Source organism: Micromonospora sp. DSM 43699 (genome assembly GCF_055517075.1).
The window spans coordinates 1-427 of sequence record NZ_JBTMMT010000239.1 but is presented as its reverse complement, the minus strand read 5'-3'; the positions used below and the strand labels follow the sequence as shown (position 1 = coordinate 427).

General features: G+C 70.5%; 2 protein-coding genes. Both read left to right on the top strand.

Features of this window, described 5'->3' with window-relative positions:
• The coding region (locus AC0AIB_RS31435; protein WP_465098117.1) for a hypothetical protein at positions 1-238 on the top strand (238 nt) is incomplete at its 5' end.
• 5 nt (positions 239-243) lie between these two features.
• Positions 244-427, top strand: a 184-nt coding sequence (locus AC0AIB_RS31430; protein ID WP_465098116.1) for a 4Fe-4S binding protein, incomplete at its 3' end; no start/stop codon positions are given.

The following is a 427-nucleotide window of genomic DNA, read 5'->3' as shown; positions in this document are numbered from 1 at the left end:
CCACTGGCCCGTCCCCACCGCGGCCAACGCCCTCACCATCGACGCCCTCGACCCCCGGTCCAAGATCCCCGAGTACAAGGTGTGCGCCTGCCGCATCGAGCACGCCGAGCGGATCGACGAGGTCCCCGCCCCGCCGGTCGCCCCCGGCCATGTCGCCTACCCGGAGACCCAGGTCTCCCGTACCGACCCGCTGCCTCCCACGGCCCCACAGGGCCGTGGGACCTCGGAGAGGAGCTGATCCCCATGATGGGCAGAACGATCTTCATCGACCCGGGGCGCTGCATCGGCTGCCAGGCCTGTGTCTCCGCCTGCCGCGAATGCGACTCGCACCGCGGTAAATCGATGATCCACCTCGACTACACCGACGAGGGCCAGTCCGTCGCCTCCCTCCCGACCGTCTGCATGCACTGCGAGGACCCGGTCGCCC